This is a genomic window from Paenibacillus motobuensis, assembly GCF_039521865.1.
Taxonomy (GTDB): domain Bacteria; phylum Bacillota; class Bacilli; order Paenibacillales; family Paenibacillaceae; genus Fontibacillus; species Fontibacillus motobuensis.
The window spans coordinates 301983-319533 of record NZ_BAAACX010000015.1 but is presented as its reverse complement, the minus strand read 5'-3'; the positions used below and the strand labels follow the sequence as shown (position 1 = coordinate 319533).

15 protein-coding genes and 1 riboswitch are annotated in these 17551 nt (G+C 47.9%); of the genes, 4 read left to right on the top strand and 11 right to left on the bottom strand.

The features are described from left to right. Positions 1–8 precede the first annotated feature (8 nt). From ABD014_RS17370 to ABD014_RS17330, 9 genes are all read right to left on the bottom strand, one after another. The gene (locus tag ABD014_RS17370) at positions 9–1394 is read right to left on the bottom strand and encodes a polysaccharide deacetylase family protein (protein ID WP_343863107.1); all 1386 of its coding nucleotides are present in this window, start codon (positions 1392–1394) and stop codon (positions 9–11) included. Between the two features lie 8 nt (positions 1395–1402). Beyond that, entirely contained in the window at positions 1403–2716 is a 1314-nt protein-coding gene (locus ABD014_RS17365) for a lipopolysaccharide biosynthesis protein (RefSeq protein ID WP_343863106.1), read from the bottom strand. 10 nt (positions 2717–2726) lie between these two features. Further along, positions 2727–3854 (bottom strand): DegT/DnrJ/EryC1/StrS family aminotransferase, encoded by a 1128-nt coding sequence (locus ABD014_RS17360; protein WP_343863105.1) that lies wholly within the window; start codon positions 3852–3854, stop codon positions 2727–2729. A 7-nt stretch (positions 3855–3861) separates the two neighbouring features. Continuing rightward, on the bottom strand, positions 3862–4446 hold the full coding sequence (locus ABD014_RS17355) for an acyltransferase (RefSeq protein WP_343863104.1): 585 nt from the start codon (positions 4444–4446) through the stop codon (positions 3862–3864). 172 nt (positions 4447–4618) lie between these two features. Continuing rightward, a complete protein-coding gene (locus tag ABD014_RS17350) occupies positions 4619–5956 on the bottom strand; it encodes a nucleotide sugar dehydrogenase (RefSeq protein WP_343863103.1) in 1338 nt (445 codons plus the stop codon). Between the two features lie 18 nt (positions 5957–5974). Next, a complete protein-coding gene (locus tag ABD014_RS17345) occupies positions 5975–6982 on the bottom strand; it encodes a Gfo/Idh/MocA family protein (protein ID WP_343863102.1) in 1008 nt (335 codons plus the stop codon). A gap of 39 nt (positions 6983–7021) precedes the next feature. Beyond that, a complete protein-coding gene (locus ABD014_RS17340) occupies positions 7022–7657 on the bottom strand; it encodes a YveK family protein (RefSeq protein ID WP_343863100.1) in 636 nt (211 codons plus the stop codon). 248 nt (positions 7658–7905) lie between these two features. Then, positions 7906–9306, bottom strand: a complete 1401-nt coding sequence (locus ABD014_RS17335) for a glycosyl hydrolase family 28-related protein (protein WP_343863099.1) — start codon at positions 9304–9306, stop codon at positions 7906–7908. A 71-nt stretch (positions 9307–9377) separates the two neighbouring features. Beyond that, a riboswitch (cyclic di-GMP riboswitch) is annotated at positions 9378–9469 on the bottom strand. 139 nt (positions 9470–9608) lie between these two features. Next, entirely contained in the window at positions 9609–10811 is a 1203-nt protein-coding gene (locus ABD014_RS17330) for a glycosyltransferase family 4 protein (RefSeq protein ID WP_343863230.1), read from the bottom strand. 204 nt (positions 10812–11015) lie between these two features. Between ABD014_RS17330 and ABD014_RS17325 the strand changes: the two genes are divergently transcribed. From ABD014_RS17325 to ABD014_RS17315, 3 genes are read left to right on the top strand one after another with little or no spacing between them, the layout of a single operon-like run. Continuing rightward, positions 11016–11948 carry a hypothetical protein gene (locus tag ABD014_RS17325; RefSeq protein ID WP_343863098.1) on the top strand — a complete coding sequence of 311 codons (933 nt, stop codon included), beginning with the start codon at positions 11016–11018 and terminating at the stop codon, positions 11946–11948. A 21-nt stretch (positions 11949–11969) separates the two neighbouring features. Further along, entirely contained in the window at positions 11970–13346 is a 1377-nt protein-coding gene (locus ABD014_RS17320; protein ID WP_343863097.1) for an NAD-dependent epimerase/dehydratase family protein, read from the top strand. Beyond that, entirely contained in the window at positions 13343–14266 is a 924-nt protein-coding gene (locus ABD014_RS17315) for a GNAT family N-acetyltransferase (RefSeq protein ID WP_343863096.1), read from the top strand. The genes ABD014_RS17320 and ABD014_RS17315 overlap by 4 nt, the downstream gene beginning before the upstream one ends. Before the next feature lie 91 nt (positions 14267–14357). Here ABD014_RS17315 and ABD014_RS17310 read toward each other — a convergent pair whose 3' ends face one another. Beyond that, a complete protein-coding gene (locus ABD014_RS17310) occupies positions 14358–15749 on the bottom strand; it encodes a diguanylate cyclase domain-containing protein (RefSeq protein WP_343863095.1) in 1392 nt (463 codons plus the stop codon). Between the two features lie 272 nt (positions 15750–16021). Continuing rightward, positions 16022–16543, bottom strand: coding sequence for a hypothetical protein (locus ABD014_RS17305; RefSeq protein ID WP_343863094.1), 522 nt, complete (start codon positions 16541–16543; stop codon positions 16022–16024). A 253-nt stretch (positions 16544–16796) separates the two neighbouring features. On the opposite strand from ABD014_RS17305, the gene ABD014_RS17300 reads away from it, so the two are divergent. Next, on the top strand, positions 16797–17543 hold the full coding sequence (locus ABD014_RS17300; RefSeq protein ID WP_343863093.1) for an SDR family NAD(P)-dependent oxidoreductase: 747 nt from the start codon (positions 16797–16799) through the stop codon (positions 17541–17543). Positions 17544–17551: the final 8 nt, after the last annotated feature.

Genomic DNA, 17551 nt, shown 5'->3' with positions numbered 1-17551 from the left:
AACCATAACTACTGTAGTTCTTCAATACAACGTCTAAATACTTTGCGGTCTAGGGAACGGACCAGACGGCTGTTGTGCCACAGCAGCGTGAAGTCCCCCTGATATTTGACGCACTCTCGGTAATAGTGGCTGATCTCGGCGAAAGCTTGCTCTTCGTCTGATCCACTGCGCATCGCATCAAGCACAGTAAGTTCCATTACGACCAAAGGCCGCTCCCTGAGCTTCAGCGCCATTCCCGTACGAAGGTTGAATACCGGATATTCGTAGCAAGTTCCGCAGCGGAACCCCGGTCTGTCCGAGTAGCCGAGCGTACTGTCATACTGCAGTCCGGCTTCCTCCCATCCCTGCCAGGTATCTGGGGCCTTCCATCTCAGAAAGTGCTGGCGTCCTCCCCATTGCTCCTGGCGGATCCCGGCTAATTCGGCCTCGTGGCGCAAGATCCGGAACTCCCGCTTAATCTGCTGGGGAGATAAATATGTCCGATAGCTGGGATGCAAACCTATCTCGTGCCCTCGCTCATGGATACGGATCATCAGGGAATGGATTTCTGGATCATTAATCGAGTAATTTCCATCAATATCCGTCTCTGTCTGCTCCGTAATAAAATAGAAGCTGCTGCGGATCCCGGCGCGTTCACTAAGTTCCATCATCCAATCAAAGGTATTGAACGGGTCCCGTTCCAGCGTTGTTATCCCTGAACCGATCATTCTCGCCTTACGCATCGCCGATTCGAGCTGTCTCCGCTTAATCACATCGCCAAGACTCTCTTTGGCGATGCTCAAGTTACTGCGACGGAACGTGAAGAATGGATAGTCGACGTCATGGCTGATCACTTTGCGGCTCTCCCTCCGCTTCCGGTTCAACCCAGGCCATAGAGAGTTCAGCATGCTCCACAACAATTCGGTATATCGGTTCACGATCGGATAGTCGAGGAACCCCTCTTGATAGGCTAGAGACTGCTCGGAAGGGAAGCGATCATGGCCGTCTCGTTCCTGGCAGACCAATTCCTCATATCTTGTCAGCATGAAGAAGCAGCTGCCGAACAGATCCAGGCTGCACTGAATGAACGGCGGCTCCGTCTGTAATGACATGGACTGTACAGAAGGGTCCCTCAGTCCATAAATCACCGGAATGCTCCCCCTCCCTGCCACTTCCAGCTTAGCCAGCGGCCTATTGGGAAGGGATTCGGGCTTCAGCCATTCCTCTTCACGCTTTGAGAACAGTACATCGGCTAGCACCAATCTGTGCTCATTTCCTTCCGGTAGAGTGATCTCTACATCATTACGCTGCTCGAATTCAACTTCATAGTCGATTCCCAGAAACTCTGTGAATAGAACATGAAAGATATACTTCCGTTCTGCAGGTTTTGATAATGGACAACTGATCTTAAGCATCCCTTCAATTAACCTCCCTGTTCCGCTCCCTGTTCTGCAGCATGATAGCGATATTTCTTCACGGCAGTCCAGGACAAACCCAAGTGAATCAAATAACCAAGCGTAGAAGCCAAGCCGTATATTAATATTGCAGTTCCAGCGCTCTGACCCGTATATTTAGCCAGCAATAGAGCGCCGAGCACGATGGTTACGCGAGCGATCTCACGATATAGGTGCAGATCCTGCCGCTCCATCACATCAATGGTTGAGCCGACGGAATTCGCTACAAATTGGCTTAAATACATGAACCCGAGCAACCTGACATAATTCCCAGCACTTGCCCATTCATTCCCGAATAAGGTTGAGAACATGGATGGCAGCAGCACGACCATAACGAATATAATTAACAAACCAATTAGAAAAATGTTGCGTACTGTCTTGATAAACAAAGGGTACAGCTTATGTCTGGCACGCAGCATATACTCGGACGACTCCGATAAATAAACGCTCATCACCGATGAGGTAATCAGTGTCATAGGTGAACCGAGAATCCGTTGACTGAGCGCGAACCACCCGGCGACCTGTGGTCCATAGAAAGCAGCCAGCAGAATCGTCGGCAGATAGATTCCCAGACTATTCAGCATATTCGAGGCTAACGATAACTGAGGGAAGCGGCGATACCGGTAGGCGCTCTCCTTAAGATCCTCCCAGTTCACTTCAATTCGCTGCTGCTTCACATCCCTGCGCCATAATCTCCACTGTGGGATAAGGCCACCGAGACGGCCGAGCACATCGCCGATGATGAGTCCGGAGGGCCCCGGCAGCAGACGGGCCAATGCCAGCTGTGAAGATACGAGTGTAATGCTCTGTGTGTATTTGGTTCGTGAGATCTGCCTGAAATACTTTTTACGCACAGACCAGGTATTCAAAATCTGATAAAAGCCTGCAAAGAACAAGCTGATCATAAAAAAGGGGAAATATTGCTTAATATCCGCTTCATTCGTCCATACGGATAGCGGATGGGCTGAGAAATAGACACCCACTCCGCCCAGAATGCTGACAACTACACAAATTCGCAAGGATAGACTTAACAGGCTGCTGGCCATCTTGTCCTCTTCAGGCAGGGTAATCGCATTTTCATAGGAGAAGGATACAAGCATGAGCATGATGGAGATGATGGAAGTGTACATAGAATACACGCCGTATTCGGTGGGACTATAGAGGCGGGTAATGAACGGCAATGCAATCAAGATGATGACTTGACTCACCATGGTACCGCTGGCTAAGACGACGACATTACGAAAAAAACTGTCCAGAGATATTTTTTTGAGATATTTCCACATAACCCCTCGACTAATAAAGTGACGCTCTGATAGTCTCAGCGATAAACTGCTGGGTTGATTCCTCAATTTGCGGCCAAATCGGCAAAGATAAGACTTCGCTTGAGAGTTGTTCCGCGACAGGCATACTTACATTCATAGATTGATAGACAGGCAATTGATGGACCGGCAGCGGATAATAGATCATCGTGCTAATTCCTTCTTCAAGCAGCTTGGCCTGTAATTGGTCACGCTTGCCGTTCCGAACACGAATCGTATATTGATGGTAGACATGACTGCTATACTGCTCTTCCACAGGCAGAATGATGCCTTCGAACTCGCCAAGCAGTCGTCTGTAGCGTGCCGCTGCCTGACGACGGCCTTCGTTCCATTCATCGATATGCGGCAGCTTCACTCTTAGAATGGCAGCCTGAATCTCATCGAGCCGAGAGTTGAAACCAATCAGCTCGTTATAATACTTCTTCTTGGAGCCATGTGCACGAAGCATTACAGCTTGTTCTGCCAGGTCAGGATCATTCGTTGCTACGAGCCCTCCGTCCCCATATGCGCCAAGATTCTTGGACGGGAAAAAGGAGTAGCAGCCCATATCGCCGATTGTTCCGACTTTGCGGCCTTTATATTCCCCCCCGAACGCTTGGGCAACATCCTCAACAACGATCAAATGATGCAGCCTTGCCAGTTCCATGATCGGGTCCATATCGGCGGACTGGCCGAACAAGTGAACGGGAATGATCGCCTTGGTCTTCTCAGTCACAACTGATTCAAGCAGCTTCGTGTCCATATTGTACGTGTCCGGATCAATATCCACGAACACAGGAATGGCGCCCACCCGGCTGATCGCCTCGGCAGTCGCAAAGAAGGTGAATGGGGTCGTGATCACTTCATCTCCCTCTCCAATTCCACATGCCAGCAGGGCAATGACCAGGGCATCCGTACCGGAATTCAGGGCTACGGCATAATTTACCCCTAGATACTCAGCGACTTCACGCTCGAAGTCCTTGACATTCTGGCCCATAATGAACGCTCCGCGATCAAGGACACTCTCAATCGCACTCATAATTTGCGGCTTCAGCGCCTGAACCTCGCAGCTAATATCCAGTACAGGAATCTTGCCAGGAACGGCTATCTCTCTACGATCCATCCTCTTCTCACACTTCCTTCGCTATACGTACTGTCTCTTCAATCACTTCATACTTCCGACCACATTCCGGGCATGTCGCCCTCTGATTCCGAAACGCTAGGGTAATCCCGCATTGACACACCCAGCCGATCTGTCTGGCTGGAACCCCCGCTACCATGGCATAGGGTGGAACATCCCGATTAACAACCGCACCGGCTGCGACAAGTGCCCACTCGCCGATCGTCGTACCGCAGACCACGGTGGCATTGGCACCGATCGAGGCCCCATATTTTACAATTGTGGCGCGATAATCCTCACTCGTATTCCTAGGAAAAGCAGAGCGTGGTGTGCGCACATTCGTGAATACCATACTTGGGCCGCAGAACACATAATCCTCCAGTACAACCCCTTCATACACCGAGACATTGTTCTGAATTTTAACACCATTACCTATCTCGACATTTGGAGCTACATACACGTTCTGGCCAAGGCTGCAAGAGGATCCGATACTTGCCCTCGTAGAAATATGCGAGAAATGCCAAACCTTCGTGCCTTCCCCAATGCTTGCTCCTTCATCAACAATCGCCGATGGGTGTGCCCAATATTCGTTCATAGAGTAATCACCCTACCCCATTTGTTGTAGTAAAATAATACTTTTATTTAATTAAGAACTTATAATGAATATTCAAAAAGTCCAGTTTTCAGCACCGAAGCTTATGCTTCCGATGTGCATTTTTTCAAAACGCTTCAGTTGGATGAATCTAGGGCACTTTTTGAATTTCCTCTTAAAGCAGATGGTAGTTGGTTGGCTTGGTGTAGGAGCTCATCACATTGCGTGTATCGAACAAGCTCTCGCTGGTACGTCCGATCAGTTCATAATCAAAACGAGTATGATCCGTTGCAATTACAGTAATATCGGATTCCTTCAGGCGATCCTCCGTGAGTTCCACCGTCTCATAGCTGTGACCACGGTACTTGAAGGAGGTAATATGCGGATCACTGACCCATACAGTCGCGCCCCGCTCCTGCAGGAGCTCGATCATCTTCAGCACCGGAGACTCCCGGTAATCATCGATATCCTTCTTATAAGCCACGCCCAGGATATAAACAGTCGAGCCGTTGATTGGCTTCTTATTCCGATTCAGGATCTCGGCAATCTTCTGCACGACAAACTCTGGCATCGCATTGTTAATCTCACCAGCGAGTTCGATTAAGCGGGTGTGATAATTGAATTCCCTCGCCTTCCAGGTCAGGTAGAAAGGATCGATCGGAATGCAGTGCCCACCTAGACCCGGTCCTGGATAGAAGGCCATGAATCCGTACGGCTTGGTCTTAGCCGCATCGATGACCTCCCATACATTAATCCCCATCCGGTTGCACAATACCGCCATCTCATTAGCGAGGGCGATATTGATATGACGGAACGTATTTTCATATATTTTCTCCATTTCGGCGACAGCCGGACTGGACACCGCATGCACCTCACCGTCCAGCACATGACGGTACAGCTCCATAGCCACCTTCGAGCAGACTTCTGTTACACCCCCGACTACCTTCGGAGTATTCTTTGTATTGAATGATTTATTGCCGGGATCAATCCGCTCTGGTGAATAAGCAAGGAAGAAGTCCTCTCCACATACGAGCCCCGTTGATTCGAGAATGGGCTTAACCAGTTCCTCAGTTGTACCAGGATATGTCGTACTCTCAAGCACTACCAGCATTCCTGGATGCAAGTACTTGGCAATCTCCCGAGTGGAATTCTCCACATAACTCGTATCCGGCTGCTGATATATATCGAGAGGAGTCGGTACACATATCGCTACGGTATCAACCTTAGACAGAAAGGAGTAGTCATCCGTTGCTTGCAATTGGCCTGCGTCGACCATAGTCCTTAAATCCTCATCAATTACATCACCGATATAATTGAACCCACTGTTCACCATGGCAACCTTCTGTTCCTGGACATCGAAGCCGATCACGCGATAACCGGCCTTGGCCTTCTCAACAGCCAATGGCAGCCCCACATAACCGAGGCCAATCACACCGATAACCGCTGTCTGATTACCCAGCTTCTCCAGCAACTCCGCACTATGCTCCCGAGTCCTGATTGCTCTTTCGTTCATACAGCTCCTCCCATCCGTTTAACTCCTCACCTGCATCCCCTGATTAGCGATATCGACAACAAGCTTAACGGCGCTTCTCCCGTCCTGCAACGAGATGGCCGGTTCACGATCCTCCGACAGCGACTGAATCATGTCACGGATTATGCATTGATGCCCGGGGACGCCGAACGGATTCTGCTCGACTTCGTCCACGAGTTGTCTAATGTCATCTTCCGTCATGGAGGCGCATTTCCAATCCTTGATCCAATTGGCCGTTCTTCCCCCGATAATCGCGTAACCATGCTGACCGAATACCGCCAATGTCTCCTCAAGGTTCTGCTCATACACTGTCGTGCATGCTTCCACCGTTCCTAATACACCGCTATCAAACTTGAGCACTGCTACCGCCGTATCCTCAGCTTCGATATTCCTTAACCGGGTATCTGCAAATGCCTTTGTCTCGGATACCGGCCCGAATAGCCATAGGAGCAGATCCAGACTATGAATAGCCTGATTCATCAAGACGCCGCCATCCATTGCTCTGGTACCGCGCCAGGGTGCCTGATCATAGTAAGCCTGGTTGCGATTCCAGCGCACCGCGGCACTGATATGACTGAGCTTGCCGAACGCTTCATGTTCGAGCGCAGCCTTTAAATGTTGTATCGCCGGGCGATAGCGGTTCGGATGTACTACCGTTGCTTTGACACCATATTTGGCAACCGCAGCAATGATCCGGTCCGTGTCCTCAAGCGTGAGCGCCAGCGGCTTCTCAATAATGAGATGCTTCCCCGCAGCAGCGGCCTCGATCGCCAGGTCTGCATGCAGACCGCTAGGGGTACAAATGCAGATAACATCAAGATGGGGAAGCTGCTCCAGCATCTGCGACATCGATGTAAAGACTGGAGCCTGCCAAGTTAATGCCAGCTTGGTAAGTCTCGCTTCATTCGTATCGCATAGCCCTGCCAATACGGCATCCTCTGTCCTTTGAATGGCCTCGATATGCTTGATAGCAATATGACCACAGCCTACAATTGCAAAATGGATCATTTCTGTTCCTCCACCTCGCTTCACTGGACTATCAAAATTTTACATAGATTCTGTATTTATGTGACGCAGCGGACGTCTGCGGGAGCCTCTCTTCCGTTCCAGATATAGCACAACAACTAATCCAGTGAAGAAGCCAATAAAGGTGCCAATCGCCAGGTTCAGCATCTTGCGCGGACTTACCGGAATCGATGCGTCCTCCATGTTGGCATAATCCAGTACAATCACATTCGCATTAGGAACGATATCTGTAGATTTTTCTATAAATGCATCTGCAAAGCTGTTAGCAATATCTACGGCCTCCTGGGGATGATCATGCTTGGCATATAGGATGATAACCAAAGTGCCAGGGTCTGTTCTGACCTTAACCCTCTCCAGAAGCTCATATGCCGTCTCCTTCGTATTCAATTTCTTCTTCGCTTCATTGGCGATATAACGGCTCTGGATCGCATCCTCATATGTCTTCGTCAGGGCCTGGCTGGCCAAGAAGTCGTTATAAGTCCCCGATTCCGCTGAAGCCAGAGTTGCTACTAGACTAGCAGTGGCCTGATATTGAGGTTTTACAATCGCATTCAACAAAAAAACGCCTCCCACACAAATTAGAAGCGTAATCAAGAAGGCAATCATATGTTTCCTTACGGATTTGAATAAATAACTAAGATCCAAGCAGCGGTTCACCCCAAACTATGGATTAATATGACAAATAAAGAAGAACTGTGTCGACTAGGTAAAAAGTCGCCAATTTAACACTTTTATATTAACACAAAACAAAAATCTTGGTACCTTTTTTTTCCTAACATTCTATTTTATTTTTCCATATATATAATATTCCTCACCTCGAAGGAATCTGGATTAAAGCAAAAAAAACCTTCCTGACAGCGTAACTGCCCAGAAGGTTCTCATCCATATTTTATATAAAAACATGCTTAGAAATTATCAGCGGATACCTCTACATTAACATTCGACTTCGCTAGCAAAATATTGAAGGACTTGCTCTTCACTGTATTGTCCTTAACAACGATGTCCTTCTGGACACAGTTCTCCAAATAGGTGGACAAGTCGATTCCGCTCTTCGTTGTCTGAATCATATTGCCTTCTATAGAGCCCTTCTCCGCATTCTGCCAAGTCCATATCCCCTTCTCGGCATTCTCAATCGTATTGCTGGTGATCTGGAATTGCTTCGTATTGCCGACCCGAATCGCTGTCGTGCCTTCAACCGTACTCTTGGAGCCCATCTTGATCTTATTGCCGTGAACAGTAACATTGCTGACGGTCTGCGACGCACTTACCTCAATCGCTGCATAATAGCTTCCTTCGCCATTGATCGTATTGTTCCGAATCGTATTGTCGGAGCCGTATACACTAATGCCCGAGTACATGTCCGGAGCCAGCTTGCCACTGTCCTTGCCTTTGTAATAGTTGTTGTTCAGGTACGAATTCGTAATCCGGTTATTCTCAACGGTGATCCCTTGCGCATATATCTTAATGGCTCGCTTGGCATTATGATCGAATGTATTGCCGACAATCACACTCTTCGTATTCGTGCCCTGCTTGCTATCCACATTCGGATCCTCGTAATAAATACCGTCTCCATCATCCGCCGGTCCAATATGATGAATATGAGAGTTCTTGATAGCAACGTTCACCGCTGCCTTCTCCTTGGAGCCCCAAGTCGTCGTCACGTAGATTCCTCTTGAAATCAAGCTGCCAGCAGTTAGATTAACCGCGGAGATATTCTTTACTTCTGTAGAATCAATCTCTATCTGATTGGTATTCCCGTACACGACGATTCCTGACACAACGCCAGTATAATAGTCACTGGCCGGGTCCTTGCTATGCGTAGCGTTTGAGATAATACTCTTCTTGATCTTCACATCGCTGCTTCCGCCGCTGATAACAAGTACGCGATTCACAGCCATATTGCCGTCCAGTGTAATGTCGCTGATCGCAATATGACTTCCCGTAGCCCTCATCATCTCCCAGCCGAAGCTGCGATTGCTGGCTTGAATTACAGAGCTTGCTCCATCCCCGATAATCGTCGTATTCCCTTCGACAATCAGCGTCTTCTCCGGATTCACCATATACGTTCCAGCCGGAAAATACACGCGGCCCCCGCGGCCCGCGGCCGCATCTAGCGCCTGCTGTACAGCGGACGTATCGTCCGTGCTTCCATCGCCTACCGCGCCATAATCTTTCACATTCAATTCCGCGCTTCCAGCTGCCGAAGCAACTGCTGCAGCGTTACCTGGAACAGGCATGATTACGCCGCTAAGCACTATAATTAAAACTATGAAAACTATGCTTCTGAATATACGGTTCATCATCATAATCACTCCTAGGATAAAAAAATAGAAGGCCCCTTGTCTCAGGACCTTCCTACTCTCATATCCTAAGAACCTTCGGGAACTGGCTGGCATGTGAGAGTTGTCGTCTCACGAAGCCCCTATAGCTTTGCGTCCCGCGCTTTCACGCGGTTTGCCGTTTCGTCGTTCTCATATTCAATTCGGAGTTTCATAGATTCATAGTTTTATAGTATGCAAGTAATCTATCAAAGTTGAATCGAAATTAGCCTTTATTTCGACAAGATCAGTCTATTAAATATTAACATATTCTCTCATAATCTGTAAATCTATTTTCCTATTTCTCTCTCACTATATTGATGGGTCGAGTCCTTCTTATTACCCTGGTTCCTCTCCTTAATATCCCACTGTCTCGCCGTATCGGTGTATATTGGAGTCACCTCGCCTAATACATGAGACACTGAATAGAGGGAGATAAGTCTGTCGCGGTTCGCGCGAATGTCGGCTCTCAGTTGTGGATTGTCGTACAGCTCCCAAATACGCTCAGCGAATTCAGACGGCTCGTCCAATCCAACCAAAAAGCCGTGTGTCCCAGGCTCTACCAAATCCCGATTCCCCCGCACATCTGTAGCGACTACAGGCAAACCGGTAGCGATCGCCTCCATAATATTTACAGGCAGCCCTTCCTGTCTGCTGGACGACACGGCGATATCCGCCAATGCATAGATCTGATCCATATCCGTACGATGGCCGAGAAAGGTAACGACATTTTCCAATCCTAACTGGCTGACCTGCTCCCGATATTGTCCTTCCAATGCACCCTGCCCAGCCAAAAGCAGCCGAAGACGGGGAATTCTCTCTCTCAATAGAGAGATAACCTCCAGGAGATAGGCCTGATTCTTACGTTGACTTAACTCGGCAGCATAAATCATGATGAACTCGTCAGACTCGATGCCATGCAATTCCCTTAGCTGCTTCTTCTCTTGTTCATGGACAGGCTTATATTTGTCAAAATCGATTCCGACGCCATGCACAAAAGCGATCGCTCCTGCCTTGAATTGATGGTCTAGTGCCCGGTTGTAATCCTCCGCGTTCATTGTTAATAAACAGTCAGTATAGCGAGATAAATACTTCTCTACAGGATAATAGAGCAGCCAATTCTGAAATGAAGCGCCCTTGAAGAAATGGAATCCATGAGCAGTATAGAGAACCCGCGTGCCTGTGCGGCGGGCCTGTCTCGCTGCAAGTCGGGTCAATACTCCCCCCATCGGAGTGTGGCAGTGGATGATCTCATAATTATTTTCCCGTACAATATCCTTCAACTGCCGATAAGCCCGCCAGTTATCCAGCTTGAATGGAGAACGCTGTATCGGAATATTGAACTGTTTGTCCACATAGGGAATGGCCTCCGTTCCATAAGTTGCAGCGTGTACCTCCCAGCCCTGCTCCTGAAACCAGCGCAAATACGGTAAATGGAATGCTTTCAAATGGGAGATTACAGTAGCGCAGAATAATACCTTTTTAGGCACAATACTCACTCCAAATTCGTTATTTTATGCGAATTATGGTGGAGTCTAGCTGACTTGTCTAAAATATATCAATGAAAAAATAGAATTACAATAAAAACCAGTTGGTACTCAAAAATTGCATGACTTGTCCGTCTACGTTTGCTATATTGTTCATAGATAATTCCAGATATAACTAACCTCGCCACTTCATCATATTGGAGGCGATTTATGGGAACTCTTCATCAAGAGCACGAGATGCTGACTAGATGGGCCGACTTTAATCATCTTAAATGGGGATGCAGCGCCAACATTGTCAAATTTCAGAACTCTGATTCGAATGCCTATATTGAGAGCCTGTTCTTCTTCAATCAAAAAGGCAAACTCTTTCTTCCGCCTCTCAATCCGTTCCACCCTACCTTCTTTCACCCGACGCCAACGGATAAGCCTTACCGAATCAACCAGCAATGGCGGCAGCTGTCGCAGCAAATGACCGAGGAGATCATTCGTCACGGGGGATCTGCAAGCTTTGTTCTTCCGCCAGATATCACTGACATTCGTCCATTTCTATGGCGTGGATTCAAAGCCAATGTTAAATACACTTATCATCTCAAACTGCCGTATTCGCTTGAGCAGGCTAGCACCGAAATTCGCAGCAAGATCAAGAAAGCAACACAAACTGGCTACCGATCTGCATTGACACAAGACATGAATGAGATATTTCCATGTCTGATTGCCACGGAGAACCGGAAGGGATTTCACCATGATCTGACCTTATCCGATCTCCAGCTTGCCCAACAATTGCTCGGCCACGACAACTTCCGCTGCTATGTCTGCTATTCGCCAGAGGGTGAAGCTGTCAGCGCCAGCATCATTATCGTAATGAACGAGGATTGGTCCTTCGGCTGGGCAGCCGGCAGCAAGACCAATCATTTAACAAATGGAGTTGTTCAGCAGTCCCAGCATTTTGCCTTTGAGGATTTGACCAGAATCGGCATACACAACGTCGACCTGGTCGGAGCAAATCTCCCATCGGTAGCTGGTTCTAAGTCAGGATGGGGTGGAGAACTGGTCCCTTACTATCAGGTTAGACTGCCCGTATTCAAGGAAGCCCTCCGTTCATGCCGTAATTGGCTGAACAGTAGGAAGGGCCAGAATTTATAGATATATATAGGGGGGACTATATTGAAAGTCCTTATTACCGGCGGTTACGGCTTTATTGGTTCTTTTGTCGCTGCGAAGTTCTATGAAGAGGGCAGTGATGTGATCATTATCGATAATATCTCTTCCGGCAATGTAAGACATATTAAATTCCCACACACCTCGTACATTATTGATGTAGAGAGTCCAAATTGCGATGCCATATTCGCTGAGCAGAATATCGATATCGTCGTTCATTTGGCCGCTCAGATCAATATCGTTACTTCTATGGAGAACCCGTATGCCGATACAAAGTCGAATATTCTTGGCCTTACGAACATACTGCAGCTCTCTGCCAAGCATCATGTTAAGAAGTTCCTCTTTGCTTCATCAGCCGCTGTCTACGGTCTCAGTGAGGAAATTCCGCTGGGCGAGGATTTGCCTTGCAAGCCCGTCTCGACCTATGGCATCAACAAGCTCCTGGGGGAGTATTACTGCGGTAAATGGAGTGAGCTCTATCAATTGAATACACTTTGTCTCCGATTCGCGAATGTGTATGGCCCGAGACAAGGATTGACTGGAGAAGGCGGAGTAGTGTCCATGTTCATGAAGAGGATGCTTAACAGTCAAAGTCTGACCGTCTATGGTAGTGGCGAACAGACGCGTGATTTCATCTATGTGGAGGACGTAGCTGAGGCTATTTACAGAGCTAGCCAGTCCCCGCAGTCAGGGGTCATGAACCTGTCGACAGGCACAGAGCACTCCATCAACACATTAGTGCGCATCTTATCTGATCTTCATCCGCTGGCGGGGGTCCGTAGAGCAGAACCACGGCCCGGAGATATACTCAGATCTGTTCTCGATAACAGCTTGCTGTGTAATGCACTAGCATGGGAGCCCCGATTCTCGCTGGAGGAAGGGCTGCGCAGAACCTACGAATGGTTCACAGTCTCCGCTCCAATTGCACCGAGAGAAGTGGCAGCAGCAAGTGCGAAGGCTGCTCTGAACGACGAGCATATTCAGAACGAACTGCTAAACTCCTCAATGTCGCGTCATGTCCGCAGCTTGTATCTGAATCAAAGTGAACACTATATGGAAGGCTCGCCTGTGTTGAAATCAGAAATATTTACCGCAGTCATCCACTCCAGAGAACAAGCCAAGCGGAAATTCAATACGGATTATACGATACTGACCCTATCCAACTTATCCAATGGACATCTTGAAGATCTTCATACCGTAGACTCCTACTTGCGCGAGAATGATTATATCGGGCTGAATCCCGTTAATGAGCTGCAAATCCTGTTATCGAATATCTCCTCTACCGAGGCGGCACATGTCGTGAACCGTCTGAAGAAGAACGGGATCTCCACCGAGCTTGCGTTCAGCTCCGACCATGAAGGGAGGAATAAAAGAAGAGAATGATAGAACAAACAGCATTGGCCAAGTGGGCAGAGTTCAACCGCCTGAAGTGGAAATGCGATGTTGATCTGCTCCGGTTCCAGCCGCCGAAGTGCGGTGATTTTTATAGTGAATGCTTGCTGTTCAGCAGATATGGCAAGTTTTATTTCCCACCTCAGAATCCGTATCATTCCGTCATATTCCATGCCACTCCATCGACCAAGCCATTCCGCACGAACAAGCAATGGCATGAAGTCGCAGAGCTGATGATCGAGCATCTAGTGAAGCTGAGGGGCGCTGTAACGATAACTTTGCCCCCGGACATTACCGATATCAGGCCGTTCACTTGGAGAGGCTTCCAGGTGGATATCCGTTATACATACATTTTGAACCTCCCCTACTCGGTAAGTCTGGCCAGCAAGGCTATCCGGAATAAAATCAAGAAGGCCAATGCCAGAGGCTACTCCAGCAGGAGGGCCGAGAATATGAAGCATGTCTATGAATGCCTGCTGGAGACGGAAAGAAGGCAGGGCTTTAGCCATCAGATTACGGCCGCTGACCTGGAGCTGGCGCAGAGTATTTTAGGAGAAGACAGCTTCCGATGCTATGTCTGTTATTCCGAGAGTGGTGAGCCGGTCAGCGCCAACGTTACGTTGCTCTTGAACCCGGGGCGAGCAATCGGCTGGGTTGCTGGAACCAAGGCAGACCACCTGTCCAATGGGGTAGTCCAACAGCTACAGCTCTTTGAATTTGAGGACCTCGCCTCCCAAGGGGTTAAGCAATTCGATTTTAGCGGTGCCAATATCGCATCCGTGGCAGAATCGAAGGCGGACTGGGGCGGAGATCTTACGCCTTATTACTTGGTCAGGAAGCCTGGCTTCAAGGATATACTCCGCTCTGGGCGAGACTGGCTGCAATTTAGACGGGGAGCCTTCAGAACTTAAAAAGAAGCCTTTCTCACCGTTACCAATAAATACATGTTCGAAAATTGGATTTTTCGAACTTCCTCTATTCGGAAGAAAGGCTTCTTGTGCTTCATGTAGGAGACGGAGACTGATTAACAGCATATTGGTTACGCCCACTCCGCTTGGCTTCATACATCGCTTCATCGGCCAGATTAATCATCTGATCCAACTCTTCGCATCCGTCCGGTGAATAATAGATACCAATGCTTGCTGTCGCCTGAAGCCGATGATGGTTGCAATGAAAAGGTACCGCCAGGCTGGCATTAATTCGCTGTGCTACTGTACTGGCATGCTTCTCATCACTATTAGTGAGTAAAATCAGAAACTCGTCCCCGCCAAGCCGGCAGATCAGGTCACTCTCTCTGATTTGTCGGGATAGGCGGTCAGCAAGCTCCTGCAACAACCTATCCCCGATATGATGTCCATATGTATCATTGACGTCCTTGAAATTGTCCAGATCGATAAACATTAATGCCATATTTATGGCACCTTCACTTCTGTACCGTTTAAGCCGCATATGGAAATACGCACGATTCGGTAGCCCGGTCAGATCATCGTGATACGCCAGATACTCCATATGCTCTTCGCGCTCCTTGCTCTCTGTAATATCAATGAGTACTCCTTCGAGATGGACGAGGTGACCCTGTTCATTCAGTTGCGGCGTGCCGCGAAGCTGAACCCAGCATATGTCTCCGTTAATTCGTCGCAGTCTGCATTCTAGCAAGACCTCTTTCCGATCAATAATCATCTCTTTCTGAGAGAGCTGCACAAGCGGTAGATCCGCCGGCTCAACAAGCTCAAGTAAGGCATGGAAGTCCGTGAATGTATCTGCTGGTAGACCTGTCAGCCTTGTAATCCCGGGTGACAGGCTAAGCCGGGATGAGGCCAGATCATACACCCAGGTTGTAATATCGATATTCTCCAAAATATGATTAATGCTTGTCAGACCGCGCTCGGATTTGCCCCATCTTCCTTGGACGAGATTAATAAGAACCCATGAGAAGGCTATCACGAATAAGTCGAATATCACTACATAGAGTAAGTCACTGCGCTCCGAACCTGCGACCATCTCAGCCCCATACAGCACTCTGGACCAATACATAGCAGTTAACAAGTACAAGAGACCCGAGAGCGTTACAAGACGGATATCAAGATAGATCAAGCTTAACAGCAATGCGAAGCCTAACAGAATGAAGTTAAGCAGATTCAAATCGGTGGCCATCAAGGAAAGAAGATACAAATAAGGGGAAGAGATCATCAGAAGCATCGAAACCACTGGATAGCGCCGATATAACCCGAGCAGGACCAAGACACTGCCCAGAGCAACGCTAGCCGGTATAGACAAATCGGCAAGACTCCCTCCCGTCAGGAGGTGAACACCCAACGATACCGTATAGAAGCCGCTTAGTATTTTTAGCAATACATTATTCTTGAAGTGAACATCATGTACCCTGTTCATCATTCGATCCACGCTCTCCAAAAAAATAGTTAAAAAGAACTAGATTTATCTAATTTCCATATTACACCTTCTCTATAGATATAGATACCATTTCCTGCGAATTCATGCTCTATTCTGCGGATGCCACTATTTTTGCATCTTTAAATTCATGCACCCTTCGACCAAGACTTAAGCCCCTGATTGGATCTCTCCATAATATCTTAAATATCAAAAAAGACCGCAAGCAGCGGTCTCTTTATGTGAAGTTCTCAGATATCGGCTTAAGAAGGCTAAAATCAAGGAATATATTGTTGGACGATCGATGTGATCTGACCATTCTCAATCGTAATATGATACGGGAAACTGCTTAAATCGAACAGGTCGCTCTGACCAAAAATATGAATGAATTTCTCCAGACTGATGGGTTCATTCCACAATATATCGCTGTCCAGTTCGCCGCGATCATAAATTTGCATTAGCACTTCAGCATTGGGAGCAACAGGATAAGTTGCCAGCGTATCATCAGGATTCACGATATAGTAGCCATCCAAAGGACCATCAATACCAGCATCCGGTTCATACTTGGCAAAGACTTTTTGTGCAGCCTCCCCCTCATACCACTCAATGGGATCAACCACAACATGAACGCCACTCTTATCCGGACGAAGTTCATGTATGTACACGGTCTCGGTCTGTGTGCCGGGCTTCGCAGTAAACGGTTTATATGCAGGCTCTGCGGCCTCGGAATTCGAAGCCATCGATGACGACATCACGACAATCAGAAGCAGAGGCATCAATAACAAAGCAAGTTTCTTCATGTTTCTTAACCACCTTTTCCAGTTCAGAACAGTAACCTGTGTTACTATCTCCATTATATTGCTTAGGGAAGAAAAAGGATCACAACAAAGTTTAAAAGGGATGACAAAATCTTAATTCCTACTTCCACGCGCCTTCACTAAAATATTTTCTTTAAATTCTTAAAAAAATTTAGGGAAATTCGTCCCTTCTTCTGGTACATTTGAAATAGTCTAAAGGATACATATACAAAATATAGAAGAAGGAGTTCTTAGCATGAGCAGTAAACAACCCTCCACCAATGTTGCCTTAATTACCGGGGCAAGCCGGGGAATCGGAAAAGCCATCGCACTCGAATTCGCCAAGGCTGGAATCCATGTCCTGATTAACTACTACGGGGACGATAAAGAAGCGCTTGACGTTAAGCATCAGGTAGAAAACTACGGCGTTCAAGCAGAAATATTCCATGGCGATGTTAGCGATCCGCAGCAGGTACAGCAGATGTTCGCTGAGCTTGATCGCTTATTTGGCAAGATCGATATACTCGTTAATAATGCCGGAATTGCGAAGACTGCCAAAATTACCGAGATGACCCATGAGGAATGGGATCGGATGATCCGCATTCATTTATATGGTGCTTTTTATACCTCGCAGGAAGCTGCCCGCCGGATGCTACCACAGAAATCGGGCAAGATCATTAACGTAACCTCCGATCTGGCCAGCCAAGGCGCAGCCGAACTGTCGCACTATGCCGCTGCTAAAGGCGGTGTTACTGCTCTGACCAAATCTTTGGCCCGTGAGCTGGCTCCTTATATTCTTGTTAACGCAGTGGCACCTGGCGGTACCTTTACGGATGTCCGCTCTTCGCTTGAGGAGAGTCATCACAACTCCCGCTATTTGCTGGGACGTCTGGCATTCCCGCAGGAAATCGCCAAGTCTGTTCTCTTCCTCGCTTCGGACGACGCTAGCATGTTCACTGGCCAAGTTCTAGGAGCGAATGGCGGCAGCGTCATGAACGGATAATCTATCAA